Annotated in this window: 14 protein-coding genes; 3 read left to right on the top strand and 11 right to left on the bottom strand. The window is 71.9% G+C overall.

Annotation, left to right across the window (positions count from 1 at the left end; all coding sequences use genetic code 11):
- Positions 1-73: 73 nt before the first annotated feature.
- The 3 genes from AC07F3_RS04635 to AC07F3_RS04625 all read right to left on the bottom strand — a co-directional run bounded on the left by AC07F3_RS04635 (position 74) and on the right by AC07F3_RS04625 (position 5,251).
- A complete protein-coding gene (locus AC07F3_RS04635) occupies positions 74-1,309 on the bottom strand; it encodes a PP2C family protein-serine/threonine phosphatase (protein ID WP_479110406.1) in 1,236 nt (411 codons plus the stop codon).
- A 148-nt stretch (positions 1,310-1,457) separates the two neighbouring features.
- Positions 1,458-2,903: a glyceraldehyde-3-phosphate dehydrogenase gene (locus AC07F3_RS04630; RefSeq protein ID WP_479110404.1), complete on the bottom strand. Its 1,446-nt coding sequence runs from the start codon at positions 2,901-2,903 to the stop codon at positions 1,458-1,460.
- A gap of 146 nt (positions 2,904-3,049) precedes the next feature.
- Positions 3,050-5,251: an RICIN domain-containing protein gene (locus AC07F3_RS04625; RefSeq protein WP_479110402.1), complete on the bottom strand. Its 2,202-nt coding sequence runs from the start codon at positions 5,249-5,251 to the stop codon at positions 3,050-3,052.
- Between the two features lie 469 nt (positions 5,252-5,720).
- Here AC07F3_RS04625 and AC07F3_RS04620 point away from each other — a divergent pair, with 469 nt between their 5' ends.
- Entirely contained in the window at positions 5,721-6,677 is a 957-nt protein-coding gene (locus AC07F3_RS04620) for a hypothetical protein (RefSeq protein ID WP_479110400.1), read from the top strand.
- A gap of 152 nt (positions 6,678-6,829) precedes the next feature.
- On the top strand, positions 6,830-8,281 hold the full coding sequence (locus AC07F3_RS04615; protein WP_479110398.1) for an amino acid permease: 1,452 nt from the start codon (positions 6,830-6,832) through the stop codon (positions 8,279-8,281).
- 7 nt (positions 8,282-8,288) lie between these two features.
- Here AC07F3_RS04615 and AC07F3_RS04610 read toward each other — a convergent pair whose 3' ends face one another.
- Positions 8,289-9,791, bottom strand: a complete 1,503-nt coding sequence (locus AC07F3_RS04610; protein ID WP_479110396.1) for a carotenoid oxygenase family protein — start codon at positions 9,789-9,791, stop codon at positions 8,289-8,291.
- A gap of 233 nt (positions 9,792-10,024) precedes the next feature.
- Between AC07F3_RS04610 and AC07F3_RS04605 the strand changes: the two genes are divergently transcribed.
- Complete coding sequence (locus AC07F3_RS04605) at positions 10,025-10,408, top strand: DUF779 domain-containing protein (RefSeq protein WP_479110394.1); 384 nt, start codon at positions 10,025-10,027, stop codon at positions 10,406-10,408.
- A gap of 19 nt (positions 10,409-10,427) precedes the next feature.
- On the opposite strand, the gene AC07F3_RS04600 is transcribed toward AC07F3_RS04605, so the two are convergent.
- The 7 genes from AC07F3_RS04600 to AC07F3_RS04570 form a co-directional block, all read right to left on the bottom strand.
- Positions 10,428-11,603, bottom strand: a complete 1,176-nt coding sequence (locus tag AC07F3_RS04600; RefSeq protein WP_479110392.1) for a winged helix DNA-binding domain-containing protein — start codon at positions 11,601-11,603, stop codon at positions 10,428-10,430.
- Complete coding sequence (locus AC07F3_RS04595) at positions 11,600-11,794, bottom strand: hypothetical protein (RefSeq protein WP_114037699.1); 195 nt, start codon at positions 11,792-11,794, stop codon at positions 11,600-11,602. The genes AC07F3_RS04600 and AC07F3_RS04595 overlap by 4 nt, the downstream gene beginning before the upstream one ends.
- Before the next feature lie 296 nt (positions 11,795-12,090).
- Positions 12,091-12,750 carry an ABC transporter ATP-binding protein gene (locus AC07F3_RS04590; RefSeq protein WP_479110390.1) on the bottom strand — a complete coding sequence of 220 codons (660 nt, stop codon included), beginning with the start codon at positions 12,748-12,750 and terminating at the stop codon, positions 12,091-12,093.
- On the bottom strand, positions 12,743-13,699 hold the full coding sequence (locus tag AC07F3_RS04585; protein ID WP_479110388.1) for an ABC transporter ATP-binding protein: 957 nt from the start codon (positions 13,697-13,699) through the stop codon (positions 12,743-12,745). Before AC07F3_RS04585 ends, AC07F3_RS04590 begins: the two co-directional genes overlap by 8 nt.
- Positions 13,696-14,544: an ABC transporter permease gene (locus tag AC07F3_RS04580; protein ID WP_479110387.1), complete on the bottom strand. Its 849-nt coding sequence runs from the start codon at positions 14,542-14,544 to the stop codon at positions 13,696-13,698. The genes AC07F3_RS04585 and AC07F3_RS04580 overlap by 4 nt, the downstream gene beginning before the upstream one ends.
- Positions 14,537-15,529, bottom strand: coding sequence for an ABC transporter permease (locus AC07F3_RS04575; RefSeq protein WP_479110626.1), 993 nt, complete (start codon positions 15,527-15,529; stop codon positions 14,537-14,539). The genes AC07F3_RS04580 and AC07F3_RS04575 overlap by 8 nt, the downstream gene beginning before the upstream one ends.
- Positions 15,526-17,118 carry an ABC transporter substrate-binding protein gene (locus AC07F3_RS04570; RefSeq protein ID WP_479110385.1) on the bottom strand — a complete coding sequence of 531 codons (1,593 nt, stop codon included), beginning with the start codon at positions 17,116-17,118 and terminating at the stop codon, positions 15,526-15,528. The genes AC07F3_RS04575 and AC07F3_RS04570 overlap by 4 nt, the downstream gene beginning before the upstream one ends.
- Positions 17,119-17,269: the final 151 nt, after the last annotated feature.

The following is a 17,269-nucleotide window of genomic DNA, read 5'->3' as shown; positions in this document are numbered from 1 at the left end:
GCCCGGGACCGACGGGGTGCGGTCCCGGGCGGACGCATGCCCTGCACCGGCCTCCCGCGCCGGGGGCAGCGCCTCACAGGCCGATGACGATCAACGCCGTGTCGTCGGTGACGCCGCCGGAGGGAAGCAGGTCCGCGAGGATCGCGTCCGCCAGGGATTCCGGGTCGGCTCCGTGGTGGCGGGCGAGGGAGTCGGCGAGCCTGCGCAGACCCGTGTCGATGTCCTCGTCGCGGCGCTCGATCAGTCCGTCGGTGAACAGGACGAGACGCGCGCCGGGGGCGAAGGCCGCGCTCGCCTGGGGGCGGGCCACCGGCTCGGGGCGGGCGCCGAGCGGAGGGTCGGTCGCCCCGTCGAGGAACTCCACCGTGCCGTCCGGGTGCAGGAGCGCCGCGGGGGGATGGCCCGCGCTGCTGTAGGTGAGGGCGTGCCGGTTCCAGTCGACGACGGCCAGGAACGCGGTCGTGGACTCGGCGCCCGCCACCGAGCGGGCGTACAGACCGAGCACGTCGAGGGCCCGGGCCGGGCCCTCGGCCACCCGGGAGGCCGCGCTCAGGGCGCTGCGCAGCTGGCCCATCACCCCGGCGGCCGCGAGCCCGTGCCCGACGACATCGCCCACCGCGACCGCGAGCCGGTCGCCGGGCAGCTCCGCCAGGTCGTACCAGTCCCCGCACACATGGAGCGCGCCGACCGCGGGCCGGTAGCGCACCGCGGCACTGCGCCCCTCCAGCGGACCCGGCGCGGGCAGCATCGCGGCCTGCAGGGACAGGGCAACCTCGTGTTCGCGGGCGTGCGCCCGCCGCAGCCGCTCGTTGACCTCCTGGAGCTCCCGGGCCCGTGTGTACAGCTCGGCCTCCAGGACCCTGGCGCGGTCCCCGTCCGCCGCGCCCCTCGTGCCGCGGGCGCGCATGAGCTCGGTGACCTCCTCCACCCGGTGCAGGATCAGCACCACCTCGCCGTCCTCGCCCAGGACGGGGGTGTTGACGGGGCTCCAGTACCGCTCCTCCCACTCGCCGGGCCGGTGGGGGTCCTCCACGTCGTAGCGCTGGAGCGCCATGGTGTCGCGCTCACCGGTCCGAGCCACCCGGCGCAGCGACGCGCCCAGGTTGCGCATCCCGCTCGCGGCCGGATTGTCGGGGTTGTCGGGGAAGACGTCGAAGAGGTACCGGCCGACGACCTGCTCCCGGGTCCGGCCCGACGCCTCCAGGAAGGCATCGTTGACCTCGGCGTACACGAGCTCGGTGGTGAGCAGGGCCACCGGTCCCGGCAGGGCCCGGAACACCGCCTCGTAATCGATGCCGGACCCGTTCACGATGCACCTGCCCGCGCGACGCCGCTTCGGTCTTGCGCTTTTCACGATAGGCGGCATCGGGGACAGGGGCCCGCCGGGCCCCGGTACGGCCGGAGGGCGACCGGATGCCCTCACATCCGGTCGCCCTCCAGGTCAGCGGGTCGGTACGTCAGAGCACCGGCACCGGGAAGGTGGGGTACTCGACCCCGGACACGTGCTGGACGACGCGGATGACCTGGCAGGAGTAGCCGAACTCGTTGTCGTACCAGAGGTAGAGGATCGCGTTGTCGCCGTCGACCTTGGTCGCGCCGGCGTCGACGATCGAGGAGTGGCGCGAGCCGACGAAGTCCATCGAGACGGCGTCGGGCGCGGTGGTGAAGTCGATCTGGCGCTTGAGCGGCGAGTGCAGCGAGACGTCGCGGAGGTGGTCGAGGACTTCCTCACGGGTGGTCTCGCGGCCCAGGCGCAGGCTGAGGATGGCGATCGAGACGTCCGGGACCGGAACACGGATCGAGCTGCCGGTGATCGGGGCCTTGAGGTCCGGCAGCGCCTTGGCGACGGCGGAGGCGGCACCGGTCTCGGTGATGACCATGTTCAGCGGCGCGGAACGGCCGCGACGGTCGGCCTTGTGGTAGTTGTCCAGCAGGTTCTGGTCGTTGGTGAACGAGTGGACGGTCTCCACGTGGCCGCGCAGCACCCCGTACTCGTCGTCCATGGCCTTCAGCGGCGGGACGATCGCGTTGGTGGTGCACGAGGCGCAGGACAGGATCTGCTCGTCCGGCTTGATGGTGTCGTGGTTGACGCCGTGGACGATGTTCGGGACGTCGCCCTTGCCCGGGGCGGTCAGGACGACCTTGTCGATGCCGGGGCGCAGGTGCTTCGAGAGCCCCTCGCGGTCGCGCCACTTGCCCGTGTTGTCGATGAGGATGGCGTCCTTGATGCCGTACGCCGTGTAGTCGACCTCGGACGGGTCGTTCGCGTAGATCACCTTGATGGTGTTGCCGTTGGCGACGATGGTGCTCGTCGCCTCGTCCACCGTGATGGTGCCCTGGAACTGGCCGTGGATGGAGTCGCGCCGCAGCAGCGAGGCGCGCTTGACGAGGTCGGCCTCGCCGCCGCCGCGCACGACGATGGCGCGAAGACGCAGGCCGTTGCCGGAGCCGGCCTTCTCGATGAGCAGGCGGGCGACGAGCCGGCCGATGCGGCCGAAGCCGTACAGGACGACGTCGCGGCCCTCACGGCGCTCGATCTTGTTCGCCCCGGTGGCGCCGACGACGGCGCCCGCGGTGAACTCCTCGACCGACAGGCCGCGGTCGTCCGCCTTGTACGTCGCGGCGAGCATGCCGATGTCGATCTGGGAGGGGCCGAGATCGAGGGTGGTCAGAGCCTGCAGGAAGGGCAGCGTCTCGGTGACCGAGAGCTCCTCGCCGGCTATTTGGCGGGCGAATCGGTGGGTCTTCAGAAGGCTGACCACCGACTTGTTCACCAAGGAGCGGCTGTGCAGTAGGACCGTGACGTCCCGCTCGCGGTGCAGCTTCCCGATGAGGGGGATCATCGACTCCGCGATCTCCTCGCGGTTCTTCCAGTTGGTGAACGAGTCGTCATTGACAGTCACAGGTTCATCTTTCGAGCTAGGCGGCGCTCATATGCTAACCCCACCCCGATTTTGATCGTTCAAGTGGCTCCCTTCCCGTGCCCGGCGGGGCACGCCGGGGCCGGTCGCCGCATTTCCGCCGGGACGACGACCGGCCCCGGCCGTGTTCAGCCGATGGCCCAGTGCTGGAGCGCGGAGCCGGTGTCGGGCTGCTGGGTGACGAGCGCGCCGTCGGCCGTGGAGGCCGTCGTGAGCAGCAGCCCGCTGGACCGGGACGCGATCGTGCAGCCGCCCCCGGGCAGGGCGGTGACCGTCCAGCGCTGGTTGGCGCCGCCGGTGCACGCCCACTGGATCACCTCGGCCCCGGCCGCGGTGGAGCCGTCGCTCACGTCGACGCACAGCTTCGACTCGCCGTTCACGATCTGGTAGTCGCCGTCGGGCTGCCGGGTGAAGACCCAGTTCTGGTTGCCGCCCCCGTTGGGGCTCCAGGTGATGAGCCGGGTGCCCTGGGCCGTCGAGTGGCCGGGGTCGTCGAGGGACTTGCCCGAGGCCACCAGCGTGTGGGTGCCGTCCAGGGAACCGCCGCTCGCGGAGCCGGTGGGGGTGAGGGTCAGGGTCTGCTCGGCGGCACTGCGGGATCCGCCGACCGCGCTGCCGGTGGTGTCGGTCCAGGTGCGGGTCGGGGTGGTCTCGGCGAGCCGGCCGGACCGCGCGGACAGGCCGATCACCAGACCGCTGTAGCGGTTGACCAGGCGGAACGACCCGGTGGCGGCCACCGGCACCACGAACCACTGCTGGCCGACCGTGGCCCCGCCCGCACCCATGGCGCTCAGCGTCGGCTTCGCGCCCCAGGCGCGGCCCGCCTTGGAGGTGGCGGGCACGCCCAGGAGCCGGCCCGTGGAGGCGTTGGCGATGCGGTACGAGCCGTCGCCGTTGCCGGTGAACACCCAGGACTCCAGGGCGGATCCGGTCGCCGCGCCCGAGGTCGTCGACGATCCTCCGGCGACCTGCGCCAGCACGCGGCCCTCCGCGCTGGCGATCCGGTAGGACTTGGTGACGTCGACGGGGGGCGCGGCCGGAGCGGAGGAGCCCACCGTGACGTCCACGTACTCTCCGGAGGCGCCGCCCTGGCAGTCGATGGAGCAGTACGAGCGGAAGGTCTTGCCCACGATGGTGGAGTTGGTGCGGTTGGCGCCGTCGAGGAACCAGCGGTACCAGGAGTTGTTGGTGTAGCCGCCGGTGTCGCCGATGAGGCGCCACTTCTGGCTCGCGAGGTCGTCGGTGGCGTAGAAGCGCTGCGGCGCCGTCCCGTTGACCGCCTCGGGCTCTCCGATGTACAGCCCGAGGTAGGCGTTGTAGGTGATGTTCATGACGAACAGCGGTGATTTCGTGGGCAGTTGACCGGCCGCGATCTGCTGGCTCACGGTGCCCGCGTTGGCCGGGTCGTAGTCACCCGCGACCGGCGTGTAGCCGGTGGAGCTGGAGGCGTCGACCGGCACCATGTTGCTCTCCAGGCCGCCCACCCCCGGCTGCGACCAGTGGCCGTCGTACCACTTCTGCCAGGAGCCCCGGGCCATCTTCGAGGAGATCGGCGCCCGCGCCACGTGCGCGAGGCTGTCCTCCCAGTTGCCGCCCTTCGCGACGATCCGCGAGCCGTAGTACACGTAGAAGTAGCCCGAGGCGGTGTCGGCGAACAGCCGCTGGTCGCCGTCGCCGTAGGAGTACGTCTGATGGGGGAACTGCGCGGTGTCGCCGCGCTTCGTGCTGTACGGCGAGGTGATCGCGTGGTCCTTGATGGTCCAGGTGCGGCCCTGGTCCTTGGACACCGCGTAGTCGATCGCGTCGAAGTGGATGCCGTCGGAGAACGGCGCCGGGGTGAACTCGTTGTGCACGAGGCCGTACCAGTCACCGGTGTCCGGGTCGACCCACACCCCGGACAGGTCGCAGTAGTTCTTCTGCGAGTAACCGGCGTTGCCCACCGCGTAGGTGGCCTCCAGGCCGGTCGGGCTGTTGTTGCAGCGCCAGGTCGTGTCGTTGTTCCTGTCGTTGGGATTGGCGGGGTTCACCGCGTCGCTGATCGCCCCCGACCGCGTGGCGCTGTCCATGTCGGTGCCGGTGAAGAAGTCCCAGTACCGGGGGTCCTTCGCCCCGTACAGGGCGGCGGACTGCTGGAAGTAGAACGTGCCGTCCTTGTCGACGTAGGGCGAGGCGGGGGTGTCCGTCGGGTGCGCGTACGGCACCGGGGATCCGACGCTGACGGTGTACGTCGCGCCGGGTGACGCGGCCGCGGCGGGCGGCGCGACGGCGGCGGCCAGTGCCAGCACCGCGGCGCCGACGGCGGCGACTGCTCTGAGGGTGGGGGAGGACACGGGCGCTCCTTCGGTGACGGCCCCCGCGTGCGGGAGCGGTGACGCGCTCGCCGGCGGCGTGGCCGACCGCGTGCTGGGCAGTCTGTGCACCCCGCGGCGCACCGTCCACGGACATCCGTCGACCGGCCTTGGACTTTTGTCACGGCCCCCGCACACGGCCCACGCAGGGCGCCCCGCCGCCGCGTGGACCTTCGGCCCCGAATATGCCGAATACATACGCACCTGCCACACCGGCGGGAATGCGCCACCGAAAACCAGCGAGGAAGGCCAGCGATTCGCGGATGGGAACCGCATCCCTAAAAGGCACGGAACCAGATATTCCGGGCGGCGAGTTTCGACAGGTCTAAAGGTTGAGTAAGGTGTGGGTCGCTGTCGGTGAACCTGCGGAAGAGCTCGTCCTCCGGCGGAATTCCGCATGGCTGGAATTCGTAGGGCGCAGGGTGTCGTCTGCGGGGACGGGGAGAGGATCGTGGCTGCCGGCTCGTTCGAGGGACACTACGTGTGGCATCCGGCGGCCGACGATCGCGAGCTGGCCCGCGCCTGCACGGACGTGCGGGCGGGGCGCTACCTGGGGGCCCACAACGTCCTCAAAGAGGCGCGCGGCGACTTCGAGGTGCGGGCCCACCGCTCCCTGGTCCTGGCCTCGGAAGCCGCGGACTCGGACCTGGCGGAGCGCTGGATGGCCGAGGAACCCGGCCCGGAAGCGGCCCTGTTGGGCGCGCGCGTGGCGATGATCCGCGCCCTGCGCACGGCCGACGCGGGCGACCCGCGCGCGGGCGCCCTGCTGCGGATAGCCCAGGCCGCCTGCGTGCGCGCGGCACGGCTGCTGCCCCAGGACCCGACCCCGTGGGTCGCCCAGCTCGCCCTGGCCCGCATCGACGGCCCCCGCGATCCGGCGCCCAGAGGATTGCTGACCGCGCCGCCGGGCCCGTGGCAGATGTTCGCCCATGTCCTGCGCCTCGACCCCTGGCACCGCGAGGCCCACCACCGCTTTCTGGCCTGCTTCTTCACGCGGCACGGCGGTTCGGCCAGCGCCCGCTGGGACGTGGCCTCCTTCCTCAGCCACCGGGCGCCCGCCACCTCCGCGCTGCGGCTGCTGCCGCTCGTCGCGCTCGTTGAGGACTACGACCCGAACGCGCTCCTCGCCGACCAGACCTGGCAGCAGCCGCAATGGGCGACGACCACGCTCGGCATTTACCACAACTGGTTTCCGCAGACGGCGAGTTACCGGTTCACCCCGGTCCTCGACCTCGCGTATCTGGCACACGCTTTGTACATGGCCGGGCGGGAATTCGAGGCACGCGAGGTCCTCACGGCCATGGGCCCCTATGCCTCCCGCATGCCGTGGAGCGCGTTCGGCGACCCCGGCGAACAGCTGACCAGGGCCAGGCGCTCCTGCGGACTGCCGACCCCCGCACCCGCCTGACCACGATCTCTCCACCCGCCCGCACGACCTACGCGTCTTTTCACCCCCAAGGAAAGGTTGCCACTGTGTCCGAGCGCACGTCCCACACCCGTTCACCGAGCCGACCCCGGGAAACCTCCGCGGCATTCGACGACGACGCCACGCTGCATGCGATGGGATATCCACGGAAACTCACCCGGAGATTCCACGCCTTCGACAATTTCGCCATATCCTTCACCATCATCAACATCATTTCCGGAATCTTCTCCGCATTCGGCTTCGGAATGGGCGCGGGCGGTCCGCGCATTCTCGTCTTCGGCTGGATCGGCGTCTCCGTCATGGTGCTGTTCGTGGGCGCCGCGATGGGTGAAATCGCCTCCGCCTACCCGACCAGCGGTGCGCTGTACTTCTCCGCGGGCAAGCTCGCCAAGCGCCACCGCGGCGCCTGGTCCTGGTACACGGGATGGCTGAACTTCGTCGGCCAGGTCGGCGGCACGGCCGCGACCAACTACGCCGCCGCCACCTTCATCCAGGCCTTCGTCGCGATGCAGTGGCCCTCCTACGAGGCCACCCCGCAGCAGACGGTCGGCATCGCCACCGCGATCCTCCTGGTCCAGGCGCTCGCCAACACCTACACCGTCCAGCTGGTCGCCGTGGTGAACCGGATCTCCGTGTGGTGGCTCCTGATCGGCATGGTGGTGATCGTCGTCGCCCTGACCGTGAAGCCCTCCTCGCACCAGTCGCTCTCGTACGCGACCCACTTCGTCAACAGCACCGGCTTCGGCAACGGGCTGTACGCCGCAATGCTCGGACTGCTGGTCACCAGCTGGACGTTCACCGGCTTCGACGGCAGCTTCCACATGTCCGAGGAGACGGTGAAGGCCACCGTCAACACGCCCAAGGGCATCATGCGCGCGATCGTCTACTCGGCGCTCGCGGGCCTCGTCCTCATGCTCGCCCTGGTGTACGCGATCCGCGACTACGCGGGCGAGATCGGCGCGGCGGCGCCTCCGGTGCAGATCCTCGTCGACGCGCTGGGCATGGGCACCGCCAAGCTGCTCCTGCTGATCGTGATCGGCGCCATGCTGTTCTGCGGTCTGGCCAACATGACGAGCAACACCCGCCAGATCTTCGCCTTCTCGCGCGACGGGGCAATGCCGGGATCGCACTGGTGGCACTCGGTGTCGCTGCGCACCCGCACCCCCGTGAAGGCGGTCTGGCTGGCCGCGGGGTGCGCGCTGGTGCTGATCGTCCCGGGCTGGTGGTCGCACACCGCCTTCACCGCCATCGTGAGCGTCAACGTCGTCGGCCTCTACCTGGCGTACGGCGTGCCCATCTTCCTGCGGCTGCGCCTCGACGACTTCGAGCCCGGCCCGTGGAACCTGGGGCGCTACGGCAGGCCGGTCGCGGCCGTCGCCGTGATCTGGATCGTGCTGAGCAGCGTCCTGTTCATGCTGCCCCAGGTCTCCCCCATCACCACCGACAACTTCAACTACGCCCCGATCGCGCTCGGCGTGGTCCTGCTCATCGCCACCGTCTGGTGGTTCGCCACCGCCCGTCGGCGCTTCCAGGGCCCGGTCAGCTACGGCAGCCCCGACGAGGTGGCGGCGATGGACCTCATCTGAACCAGGCTCAGGCGTCGGGTACCCAACTGCCGTGGAAACCAAGGGGTACCCGGCCCGGCAGATGGACGCGGGCGACCGGCGCGGCGGTGAAGTCCCGGGCGTCCAGGATCACCAGGTCGCTCGCGCCGCGCTCCGGGTTGTGGACGTAGGCGAGCGCGTACCCGTCGTCCTCGGCCGCGTGGCGGTCGCCCGCCGCCCGCGGCACGAACACGGCCTCGCCCGCGGCCGCCGCCTTCGGCAGCCGGTGCACCTGGGAGGTGCCGCGCAGCAGGTCCTGCTTGATCAGGGCGCTGCTGAAGGCCCGGTCCGGCGGGACGCCGTCGACGGACTCGTACGCGGCGAAGAACTCGGCGGCGGCCGCCGAGTAGCCGTAGCGGTGGCGCCTGGACACCATCGCCTCGTTGACGCGGGGGAACTCCTGGGGCCGGTCGTCGATCCGGCGCTGGTGGACGCGGCCGTGCTCCAGGTCGATCGTCCAGCGGTCGAGGGCGGGTGTGCCGGTCGCGGCGGGGCCGCCCGAGCCGCGCCCCGCCACGAAGAACGGCGCCGGGTAGGTGGTGAGGTCCATGACCACCGTCGCACCCTCGTCGTAGGCGTTGAGCGTGTGCGAGTAGTAGACGGGGTCCACCTCGAACCAGCGGACCGGGCCGCCCTCGCGCGGCATCACCCCCACCCGCGCCGTGTGGTGCTCGTCCCACACATAGGGGACGATCGCGCCGCCGCGGGCCGCCTCGGCGTCGAAGGAGATGGGGATGTCGATGACCACGACGTGCCGTTCGGTGAGCCCGAAGTCGTGCACCATCGAGCCCGCGGGCATCGGGATCCTCGTCGTCCGGGTCACCCTCCCGGTGCGGTCCACGACGATGTGGCGGACGTGGTCCCAGGTCGGGTAGTACGCGATGGCGTGCAGCTCGTCCGCGTGGGCGTCGTACTTGGTGTGCGCGGCGAAGGAGCCGCTGTGCGTGGCGCGGAAGTCGTGGGGACGCACGGTGTTGAGCTCGCCGTCGAGCTCGTACGGCAGCGGCCCGCCCTCCTGGAGGGCGAGGATGCGGCCCTTGTACGGGATGACATGGGTGTTGCAGGCGAAGTCGTCCTCGGGCGCCCTGCCCCGGTACGGCTCGCCGAGCCGCTGGGCGACGGCGGCCGAGCGGACCCAGCGGTTGCGGTACCACTCGGCGCGGCCGTCCCGGAGCCGGACGCCGTGCACCATGCCGGGGCCGATCATCCAGTGGTGCGCCAACGGGTCCTCGATGCCGCAGGCGTTGGGGCCGTTGCGCAGGTAGCGGCCGTTCAGTTCGCGCGGGACGCGGCCGGTGACGGGCAGGCCGAACGCCGTCAACTCCCGCGCCGCCGGCGCGAAGGCCCCCTCGCTGAAGGGCCTGCCGGCCGCGGTCGCGGAGGCGGCCGGGGCGATTGCGGCGACCCGCCCGCCGAGCAGCGCCCCGGCCCCTCCCGCCAGTGCGACCGCCGCCGTGCCCCGCAGCACGTTCCGCCGAGTGTGACCGGTCATCTCCGAGCCCCCTGCCTTCTGTTCTGGCCGTACGGATCTGTCGCTCACGATCCTGGGGCAGGGGGGCGGGCCCGGTCAGGAGGCCTGGGGCCCGTAAGGGGGTGGTGCCAGGCCCCCGGTCGCCGGGTGGTTGCAACCCGCTCGCAACCACCCGCATGGTGGGGTGTGGCCGCCGGATCCGCGCGGCCGCGGCCCGCAGGGGGCCGTCGTGCGACCGGAGGAGCGAGGGAGCGATGACACCCGCCGATCGTTCGGGACCGGACCCGGCAACCGACGCGCCGCCGGTCGAACTCACGCCCGCCGCAGCCGAGTTGCTCCGCACGCTGCGGGCCGCGCACGGTCCTTTGATGTTCCACCAGTCGGGCGGCTGCTGTGACGGCAGCGCGCCCATGTGCTATCCGGACGGCGAGTTCCGCACCGGCGGCTCGGACGTCCTGCTCGCCTCCCTCGACGTGGCGGGCGTCGAGGAGCCCGTGCCGTTCTGGATGTCGGCGAGCCAGTACGCGCTGTGGCGGCACACCCGGCTGATCGTCGACGTGGTGGAGGGACGCGGCAGCGGGTTCTCGCTGGAGGCGCCGGAAGGGGTGCGGTTCCTCATCCGGTCCCGGCTCATCTGAACCCGGCGTTGGGCACCTGTCAGGTGGCGAGGCGGCGCTCCAGAGGAGTGCGGAAGCTCGGCTTGATGCGGACGCCGTCGAAGAACGCGGCCACGCGCCCGGCTTCGGCGTCGATCGCGGCGCGGGCCTCACGGCCCAGGCCCGCGGTCGTCAGGAGTTCGGTGACGATCTCGCCGTCGGGACGCTGCGCCCAGCCGCCCACGATGCGGCCGCTCCACCACACGCTGGGGCCGATGTTGCCGTTGGTGTCGAAGAGTTGGTCGCTGTGGTCGGCGTCGAGGTACCAGTCGCGGTGGCGCCAGCCCATCGGGGTCGGGTCGAGGGCGGGCAGCAGCGCGGCCCAGGGTTCGGGCGCGGCGGGCGCTTCCAACTGGGCGGGCAGGGCGTGGGCCGGGCCCTCGTCGAGTTCGACCTCGACCGCTTCGGTGCGGGCCAGCGCCTTGCGGGTGTCGGTGAGGGTCCAGCCGGTCCACCACTTCACGTCCTCGGTGGTGGCCGGGCCGAAGGCGGCCAGGTACCGGGCGGCGAGCTCGGCCTTGGCCTCGTCGACGGGCAGCTCGGGATGCGGCTCGGCCGCGACCCAGCGGTACTGGCTCGACGCCCAGGTGCCCAGCGGACGACCGCGCCGGATGCGGCTCTCGGCGGCCATCACCCCGAGGAAGCGGCTGGTGATGCGGGGCCGGGCCTCGTACGGCTTGCCCTCGGACTGCACGATCTGGGACTTCAAGTCCGGTACGTCGTCGGCCAGTTGGGCCGCCGTAGCCTCACCGCGCCGGTTTAGGGCGGCCAGCACCGCGGCCTCGGTCGCGGCGAACCAGTGCTCGTCGAAGCCGAGCTGCTCCTGGATGACCTTGACGAGGTTCCTGCGTTCGCGGGCGGCCACCGCGCGGGCGGTCGACGCGTCCACGACGGGGGCGAGCTCGCGCGGCACCACGAACATGGTGCGCCGCATGCAGAGCATCCGCACCAGCGTCCGGTCCTCGTACAGCGCGCGCTCCAGGTCCGCCACGGACGGGGTTCGCAGCCGGGCGGCCACGCTGAGGTAGACGGAGGCGGGGTCGGTGGCGTGCAGGCCGAGCACCGCCTCGGCGACCGCCTCCGGGGTGGCGGCCCGGGCCGCGGGGGCGAGCAGGTGGCGGGCGCCGAGGCGGGCGCGCCGCTCCTCGGCGGTGATCTTCCGGCAAGCCTTGGTCATGGCTTGAGGCTACCGACCACACCCGCCGTCGCGTTGAGTCCGTCCTGGATGGTCGTGGCCATGCTCGTACCCGCCAGGAAGAAACCGAGCAGGGCGCAGACGATCGCGTGCGAGGGCTTGAGTCCCCCGCTCCGTAGGAAGATCACCGCGAGGACCAGCAGCAACAGCACCACCGAGATCGAAACAGCCATGACGAGCCTCCTCCGCCGCGCCGGAATTGCGGCATTCGGGCGTCAGTGTGGCTCAGGAGGCACCGCGGACCGGCTCAAGACATGTCCGCCGTACGGGTGTTGACTGCGTGTGACCCCGAAGGCGCACCGCGGTCGCCGGGCCTCCATCGGAGCGTGGCTCGCCCCGCGGGGCGGGGTGCGCGAAGGCAGGCATCGGGTCCGCGGGGGCGCAGGTGTCGAGCCGGTCGGTCCCGGCGGCGCACAGAGCGCGCCGCGGGGTGTCGTGTTCGGGCCGGGCCGCGTTCGGCGTGCCGGGATCAGGCCGCCGGCGGGGCCGACCAGTTGATCGTGCGGTCGCACCAGCGGTCGAGGAGGACTTGGTCGTGGCCGACGGCCAGCAGGGACGCCTTGGTCTCGCGGCGGTAGTTCTCCACGGCCGCGACGAGGGCGGCGGTCGTCGAGGCGTCCAACATGGCGGTCATCTCGTCGCAGATCAACAGGCGCGGGCGGAGCACCAGCGCACGGGCCAGGCAGGCGCGTTGGAGCTGGCCGTCGCTGACCTCGTGGGCACCCCGGGCCAGGAGGTCGCCGCCGAGGCCGACCGCGTGGGCGAGTTCGTCGACCCGCTCGCGGATCTCGATGCGCCGGCCGGTCGCCTTCAGCGGCTCCGCGATCACGTCGCGCAGCCGCAGCCTCGGGTCGGCGGAGAGCCGGGGCGACTGGAAGACGACGCCGACGGTGGTGCGCAGGGCACGCGGGGCGCGGTGGCGGTAGTCGACGACCGTGGTGCCGTCCAGGACGACCGTGCCCGCGTCGGGCCGGTGCAGCAGGGCCGCGACCCGGGCCAGGGTGGACTTGCCGCAGCCGCTGGGACCGAGCAGGCCGACCGCCTCGCCGCGGGCCACGGCCAGGCTCACGTCCCGCACGACGGGCTTGCCCCGCTCGTAGCCGGCGGTGATGTTGCTGAGCTCAAGCACGGCTGGGGTCCTCCGCGTGGGCGTGGTGGCAGGCGGCCCGGCCGTCGAACCGCGGCTGGGTGCCGCAGAGCGCGTCGGCCCGGTCGCAGCGGGGTGCGAACGCGCACCCCGCCGGAAGGTCTCCGAGCTCCGGCGGCATCCCGGGGATGGGCAGGAAGGATCGTTCCGGCAGGGCATCGAGCAGACCACGAGCGTACGGGTGCAGGGGACCCGGCTCGCCGAAGAACCTGGTGGCGTCGGCGAGTTCGACGATGCGGCCCGCGTACATGACGGCGACTCGGTCCGCGATCCGGGCCGCCGCCGCGAGGTCGTGCGTGATCATCAGCAGGGCGCGGCCCTCGTCGACGGTGCGGCGCAGTTCGTCGGCCGTGCGCTCGACCAGTGCCCGGTCGAGTCCGGTCGTCGGTTCGTCGGCGAGCAGCAGGGGCGCGTCACCGACGAGGGCGAGGGCGGTCGCGGCGCGCTGGGCGAGTCCGCCGGACAGTTCGTGCGGGTAGCGGTCCAGGTGGTCGGCGGGGAAGGCCGCCCGCCCGGCGGCAGCCTGCGCCGCGGCGCGCAGCTCGTCGCGCGGGACACGCCTCAACTCCCTTACGGTCTCTTCGAGTTGGCTGCGCACGGTGCGTACCGGGGTGAGGTGGGCGGCCGGGCTCTGCGGGACGAGGCCGACGCGCCGCCCGCGCACCGTGCGGGCCAGCAGCCGCTCGTCGGTACTGAGCAGGTCGGTTCCGTCGTCCAGCAGGGCGGCGCCTTGTGACTCGGCGTTGGCGGGCAGCAGGCCGAGCAGCGCGGAGGCGAGGACGGACTTTCCGCAGCCGCTCTCGCCGACGAGTGCGAGGCACTCCCCCGCCGCCACGTCGAAGGAGGCCTCGGTGACGGCGGCGACGTGCCCGCCGCCGCGCATCCGGAACCGCACGGTGAGGTTTTGCACCGACAGCGCGTGCGCGCTCACAGCATCAGCTCCGATCGGCGGCGCGGGCTCAGCCGTTCCCGCCAGGCTCCGGCCAGGCCCGCGATGGCGAGGGTGGGGACGATCAGGAGGAGGCCCGGGAAGAGGGTGGGCCACCAGTCCCCGGCGAGCAGCGAGCCGCGTGCGCTCTGGACGAGGGTGCCGAGGCTCGCCTGGTGGGCGGGCAGGCCGAGACCGAGGAAGGACAGCGCGGACTCGTGCCACATGGCGTGCGGCACCATGAGAACCGCCGCGAGACCGGCCTGGGGCACCACCCCCGGGAGCAGATGACGGACCGTCACCCGCCATCGGGAGGCGCCGCCCGAGATGGCCGCGTCGATGTAGGGCCGCGAGCGCAGGGACAGGATGTCGGCGCGCACGATGCGGGCCGTCGACAGCCAGTGGGTCAGGGCGACCGACACCACCACCGGCCACACCCCGGGACGGAACATCGCGACGACGAAGATGCCGAGCAGCAGGTGCGGTACGGACGAGAAGGTGTCGACGAGCCGCATCAGGACCCGGTCGGTCCAGCCGCCGAAGGCTCCGGCCGCCGCACCGACCGCGGTGCCGATGAGGGTGGCGGCGAGCGCGGCGACGGCGCCCACGAGGAGCGAGACGCGCAGTCCGTACACGCAGCGGAGCAGCAGGTCGCGCCCCACGTCGTCGGTCCCGAACGGGTGCTCCCAGGAAGGGGGTTGGAGCCTTCGGGCGAGATCGACGGCCTGTTCGTCGAGCTGGGCGAGGGGCGGCACGAGGACGACGGCGAGCACGACGACGGCCAGGATGACGGCCGAGACGCGTATCCGCACGGTGCGGGTGGAGCGGCCGGGACGCGGGTCAGCCATCGAATCCCACCCTCGGGTCGGCGAGTCCGTACAGGAGGTCGGAGAGGAGGTTGCCGAGGAGTACGGCGGCGGTCGCGAGCACCGTGAGGGCGGCGAGCAGCGGGAAGTCCACGGAGGTCGCGGCCTGCACGGTGGCGGCGGCGATGCCCGGCCAGCTGAAGACCGTCTCGACGAGGAGCGCGCCGGTGATCAGTTCGGGGACGCGGGACCCGATCAGGGTCAGCATGGGGAGCATGCCGGAGCGCAGGGCGTGGCCGGTCAGGACGGTGCGCTCGGCGAGTCCGCGCGCCCGTGCCCCGCGCACCGGGTCCTCCGCCAGCGCGTCGCCGACTCCCTGGCGTACGTACAGGAAGAACCAGGGCAGTTGGGACAGGCCGAGCACTCCGGCGGGCAGCACCAGGTGGCTGACGACCTGCCCGGCGGTGAGGGTGTCGCTCGCGGTGTCGGTGAGGCCGCCGGCCGGCAGCGCGCCCAGTTTCAGGGCGAAGAACCAGATGGCGAGCAGTCCGAGCCAGAAGGCGGGGGCCGCTTCGAGGGTGTAGGCGGCCGAGCTGACGCAGCGGTCGAGCAGGCCGCCGCGGCGGCGCGCGGCGAGCACACCGAGCGCGGTGCCGAGCAGGATCGCGACGGCGAAGGCGGCGGTGGCCAGAAGGGCGGACCAGCCGATGCGCTCGGCGATGACGTCGGCGACGGGCTGGCGCAGCGCGCTGGAGTCGCCGAGGTCGCCGGTGAGGGCCGAGGTCAGCCAGTCCCACCAGCGTCGGACGAGCGGCTGGTCCACGCCGAGGTTGGCGCGCAGTTGGTCCAGGTCGGCCTGCGAGGCGGTGAGTCCCGCGGTGCCCGCGTACGCCTTGACGGGGTCGAAGGGGGACGCTGCCGCGACCGCGAAGACGCCGAAGGTGACGGCGAGCAGGACGGGGACGGCCGCCAGCAGCCGCCGTCCCGTCATGCGGCCCATCGCCGCCCAGGCGAGGGGGCGGCTCATTTCTTCGGTGCCCACTTCTCGACGTTCCACCACGGGCCCGACGCGAGACCGTGGTCGTGCGGCTCGACCTGCGTGGACAGGCCGTCCCACCGGTCGTTGACGACGTAGAGGTGGTCGACGTGGGTGAGGAAGGTGTAGCCGGGGTCCTTCACGAGCTCGCGCTGGACGGTGTCGTACGCGCTCTTGCGGACGGCGCGGTCGCCGCTCTTGCGGGCGTCGTCGAGGGCCGTGTCGACGACGCTGTTGGCGTACGACGCCATGTTGTTGAAGCCGTCGCCCGCGAGCGAGGACTTGAGCAGGTTGTACTGGTCGAAGTCCGGGTCGCCCGGGGAGCCGCCGCCGGCCAGGACCGCGTCCTGCTTCATGCGGGGTTCGATGACCTCCCAGGTGCCGGACTGGGTGGTGACGGCGATGCCCGCCTTCTTGGCGTCGGAGGCGAAGGCGAGGGCGTGGTCCTGGCGGAGCTTGTCGCCGGAGAGGTACCACAGCGGGAAGGCGGCCTTCACACCGTCCTTCTCGCGGATGCCGTCGGGCCCCGGCTTCCAGCCCGCGTCGTCCAGGATCTTCCGCGCCCCGGCCAGGTCGTGGGCGCGTTCGGTGCCCGCGGCGAACCACTCGCTGCCGGTGGGCACCGGGCCGTAGGCGGGCTTGCCCGCGCCCTCCAGGATGCGGTCGACCATGGCCTGGCGGTCGACGGCCAGGTCGAGGGCCCGGCGCACCGCCGTGTCCCCGGCGACCTTGTTGCCGGTGGGCAGGGTGACGTTGCGGTAGTCGTACGTCTTGGCCGCGTACGTCTTCTTGCCGTGGTCGCCCTTGAAGGTCTTGGCGAGGTTGGGCGGCAGGATCGCGCCGTCGAGGTCGCCGGCGCGCAGCCGGGTCGCGCGCACGTCGTCGTCCTTGACGATCGCCATCGTGAACTTGCGCACGGCGGGCGCGCCGCCCCAGTACAACGGGTTCGCCGCGAAGGTGATCTTCTCGCCCTTGGACCACTTGGTGAGGGTGTACGGGCCGGTGCCGACCGGGGCGCTGGAGAAGGCGCCCGAGTTGACGTCCTGCTGGGCCGCGACGTGTTCGGGGACGATGGGCAGGACGGTGCGCTGCGCGAAGGGCGCGTAGGGGTACTTGAGGGTGAAGACCACCGTGTCGTCGCCCTTGGCCTCGACGGACTTGACCGCGTCAAGCTCGCCCTTGGACGGGTTGTTGGTCTTCGGGTCGAGGATCTTCGTGTAGGTGAAGACGACGTCCTTGGCCGAGAACGGCTTGCCGTCGCTGAACTTCACGCCCTGGCGCAGCCGGTAGGTGTAGGTCAGCCGGTCCGCGCTCACCTCGGGCAGCGCGGTGGCGAGAGCGGGCCGCGGCTTCATGTCCGCGTCGAGGGTGAGCAGCCCGTCGAAGAGCTTGGAGTTGCCGTCCTTGCCGTAGCCGAGCAGCGGGCTGAGCGTCTCGGGTTCGTACGCGATGCCGACGACCGCGGAGTCCCGCTTGCCGCCCCCCGTGGCGCCGCCCGGGTTCGAGCAGGCGGCCGTGCCGACGGCGAGCGCCCCGGCCAGCACGGCGGCGGCCGTGGCGCGTATGGAACGGGCGGACATGCGGCCCACACCCCTTACTGAAGATCAACTGCTATTGCGAACAAATCGCAATTAAACCCGTGGGCAAAGGAGTGGTCAAAAGCAGCGGCCCCGGCCCGCGCGCAGAACACGGACCGGGGCCGGACACAGTGAGGGGGGAGCGGCGACTTGC

The sequence above is a fragment of the Streptomyces sp. NPDC045846 genome, from assembly GCF_056431605.1.
The sequence above is the reverse complement of the archived record's forward strand: the minus strand, read 5'-3'. Positions and strand labels throughout refer to the sequence as shown.

Bases quoted from the DNA above. Each gene is read 5' to 3' on its own strand.
- AC07F3_RS04615 (WP_479110398.1), top strand. From the start codon at position 6,830: ATGGGATATCCACGGAAACTCACCCGGAGATTCCACGCCTTCGACAAT.
- AC07F3_RS04610 (WP_479110396.1), bottom strand. From the start codon at position 9,791: ATGACCGGTCACACTCGGCGGAACGTGCTGCGGGGCACGGCGGCGGTC.
- AC07F3_RS04605 (WP_479110394.1), top strand. From the start codon at position 10,025: ATGACACCCGCCGATCGTTCGGGACCGGACCCGGCAACCGACGCGCCG.
- AC07F3_RS04600 (WP_479110392.1), bottom strand. From the start codon at position 11,603: ATGACCAAGGCTTGCCGGAAGATCACCGCCGAGGAGCGGCGCGCCCGC.
- AC07F3_RS04595 (WP_114037699.1), bottom strand. From the start codon at position 11,794: ATGGCTGTTTCGATCTCGGTGGTGCTGTTGCTGCTGGTCCTCGCGGTG.
- AC07F3_RS04580 (WP_479110387.1), bottom strand. From the start codon at position 14,544: ATGGCTGACCCGCGTCCCGGCCGCTCCACCCGCACCGTGCGGATACGC.
- AC07F3_RS04575 (WP_479110626.1), bottom strand. From the start codon at position 15,529: ATGAGCCGCCCCCTCGCCTGGGCGGCGATGGGCCGCATGACGGGACGG.
- AC07F3_RS04570 (WP_479110385.1), bottom strand. From the start codon at position 17,118: ATGTCCGCCCGTTCCATACGCGCCACGGCCGCCGCCGTGCTGGCCGGG.